At 65.8% G+C, this 2335-nt stretch carries 4 protein-coding genes and 1 pseudogene; 2 read left to right on the top strand and 3 right to left on the bottom strand.

What is annotated here, in order from left to right:
* The 3 genes and pseudogenes from JCM25156_RS32405 to JCM25156_RS31320 all read right to left on the bottom strand — a co-directional run.
* Positions 1-120 (bottom strand): annotated as a pseudogene (locus JCM25156_RS32405) (glutathione S-transferase family protein); the annotation flags it as partial.
* Positions 121-128: 8 nt separating this feature from the next.
* Positions 129-632 (bottom strand): Rieske 2Fe-2S domain-containing protein, encoded by a 504-nt coding sequence (locus JCM25156_RS24600; RefSeq protein ID WP_242402666.1) that lies wholly within the window; start codon positions 630-632, stop codon positions 129-131.
* Complete coding sequence (locus JCM25156_RS31320; RefSeq protein WP_242402665.1) at positions 542-862, bottom strand: Rieske (2Fe-2S) protein; 321 nt, start codon at positions 860-862, stop codon at positions 542-544. Before JCM25156_RS31320 ends, JCM25156_RS24600 begins: the two co-directional genes overlap by 91 nt.
* 109 nt (positions 863-971) lie before the next feature.
* Between JCM25156_RS31320 and JCM25156_RS13975 the strand changes: the two genes are divergently transcribed.
* Both JCM25156_RS13975 and JCM25156_RS30010 read left to right on the top strand, forming a co-directional pair.
* Positions 972-1826, top strand: coding sequence for an aromatic ring-hydroxylating oxygenase subunit alpha (locus tag JCM25156_RS13975; RefSeq protein ID WP_025813577.1), 855 nt, complete (start codon positions 972-974; stop codon positions 1824-1826).
* 115 nt (positions 1827-1941) lie between these two features.
* Positions 1942-2139 carry a hypothetical protein gene (locus tag JCM25156_RS30010; RefSeq protein ID WP_199898870.1) on the top strand — a complete coding sequence of 66 codons (198 nt, stop codon included), beginning with the start codon at positions 1942-1944 and terminating at the stop codon, positions 2137-2139.
* The last annotated feature ends 196 nt before the right edge of the window (positions 2140-2335 follow it).

Raw genomic sequence — 2335 nt, 5'->3', positions numbered from 1 at the left:
GTCGCGCGCGGCAGGCAGGTCCATGTCCACCGTGACCGTGCGGTACTCCACCCCCATGAGCGACAGGCCAAGACGCACGGCATAGCAGCGCACATCCGGCGTCCAGTCATACAGGACCATATCCATCTTCACGCCAGTTCTCCCATGACCGGGGCGGTCTCGCCCCCACATTCCACCGCATCGCGCAGGCGTCCGGCCCAGCGTGAAAGGAACAGGGGGGATGGCCCTTCCGCCCCCGCCATCCGCACCACATGCAGCATGGCCTGCCCCGCGACCGGCTCATGCACCGCCAGGCCGACGCGGCCATGCCAGACCACGGGCGCGTTTTCCACCCCGCCGATCGCCTGGCGCAGATGCGTGACACCCGCGCGGACATGCACGCTGCGCACCGGTGTTATGGCCCCGGACTCCCGCCGCGCGTCATGCAGGGGGAAATCCTCCGCCGCTTCCGGACTGACCCAGACCAGACCATCCGCCTCACGCACGCCATAGGCCCCGACATGGATCGAGGCGGGCACGCGCACCTGCGGGTGGGCCGGGATCAGCCTGCACCGCGCGGTGGGGCCGAACTGCCAGCCGTGATACAGACAACCCAGCCCGTCGCCGCGCACAAACCCGAAACTGAGCCGCATGCCGCGATGCGGGCAGCGGTCCTCCCACGCATGGAGGTGGATGCGGCGCTGTCCTCGCGCCACAGCACCACCTCGCGCCCGCCAATGCGCACGCCCGCGACCTCGCCACGGCGTATATCCGACAGGACACTGACCGGATGCCATCTGTGCATATGCTTCCCGCTCCCTTTCACCGACCCGAACAGGGCGTGCCGCAGGCCATGCGGGGCGCGCCCTGCGCCATGCGTCATTCTTTCACGCCACGGGATGGCGCGCCATCCAGAGTGGAGCTAACATTGCATTTCCGTTACGGCAATCCATGACGCCATGGATGGCACACCGCAAACCAGGGACCGGGCCATGACACAGACCACCCCAGCCGATGAAACCGTTCTGTCCGAATGGCATGTGATCAGCCCGCTATCGCATCTGCGCGCCACACCAACCGACACCATGCTGCTTGACCGGCACATCACCTTTGGCCACCACCCCGATGGCGCCCCCTTCGCCTGCGACGTGGCGGACAGGCGCGCCCTGCCCGTGCAGGCGCGCCATGGCTGCCTGTGGACCTGCCTTGGCACGCCCGGACGCGATATTCCGGCCATTGTCGAATCCGCCGAGCCTGACCGCAGGATCGTGGACTGCGGCGTATTCACCGTGCGGACCTCCGCCCCGCGCATTGTCGAGAATTTCCTCGACATGGCGCATTTCCCCTTCGTCCACACCAACATCCTCGGGGCCGAGCCGGACACGGAAGTCGCGCGCTACACCATAGAAATGCGTGAAGACGGGAACGAGGTCTGGGCCACGGATTGCCATTTCTACCAGCCGCAGGCCGCCCTTTCCGCCGCTGGCGGGATCGAGACCGAATATCTGTACCGCGTGGCGGGCCCGTTCGTGACGCTGCTGTACAAGACCTGCCCCACCCAGCCCGAACGCTTCGATGTCATCACCCTGTTCGTGCAGCCCATGACACAGGAATGCAGCCGCGCGCACCCGGTCATGTTCCTGATTGACGATGTCTCGCCCCAGGCCGACCTGATCCAGTTCCAGCAGACCATCTTCCTGCAGGACCGCATCATACTGGAAAACCAGCGCCCGCGCCGCCTGCCGCTGTCCGGCGGGGCGGAAGTGCCCACCATGGCCGATCGCATGTCGGTGGCGTACCGGCGCTGGCTGCGTGACCGCAGGGTGGCGTACGGCACGGTGCTCTGACCCCAACATCTGCGCGTGCTGCATCACCCCCCTTCGCCCCACGGGGCTGCGCGGGGGATGGGCATGGTGTACGCTTGCGGCGTTAGCAGACCGATCAAGCCGGAAAGACCATGAGATGACCGACCAGAACACGCAGGACGCCTTCACCCAGGGCAAGGCCGCCGCCACGAAGGGGGAACCGCTGATCGAAAACCCCTTCGACGAATCCCTGCCCGCCTATGAGCAGTGGAACAAGCTGGTGGAGCGTGCGCGAAAACGATGGCGACTTCGACCCCTTTGCCGAAAAATGAGCCCGCGTTCCACGATAGCGTGAGATCATGGAAACGTGAGCGCGGGCATATTGTGGCGGGTCATGGGGTATGAAATGAAGGTGGCGACGGTGCGTCCGTGACACAAGCGGCGTCTGTCCTCAGAAAATGAAGGCGGTATCGGCAACGGTGCCGCCTTTTTTCCATCAGGCGGCACACCTCATGACCGGGCCGACATGCTGCCTGGCGCGTGCGGCCGTG

The organism is Komagataeibacter kakiaceti JCM 25156 (genome assembly GCF_000613305.1).
This window is presented reverse-complemented; position numbering and strand designations above follow the sequence as displayed.

Excerpts from the sequence above, each read along its gene's own strand:
- JCM25156_RS24600 (WP_242402666.1), bottom strand. The coding sequence starts at position 632 with ATGCGGCTCAGTTTCGGGTTTGTGCGCGGCGACGGGCTGGGTTGTCTG.
- JCM25156_RS31320 (WP_242402665.1), bottom strand. The coding sequence starts at position 862 with ATGACGCATGGCGCAGGGCGCGCCCCGCATGGCCTGCGGCACGCCCTG.
- JCM25156_RS13975 (WP_025813577.1), top strand. The coding sequence starts at position 972 with ATGACACAGACCACCCCAGCCGATGAAACCGTTCTGTCCGAATGGCAT.
- JCM25156_RS30010 (WP_199898870.1), top strand. The coding sequence starts at position 1,942 with ATGACCGACCAGAACACGCAGGACGCCTTCACCCAGGGCAAGGCCGCC.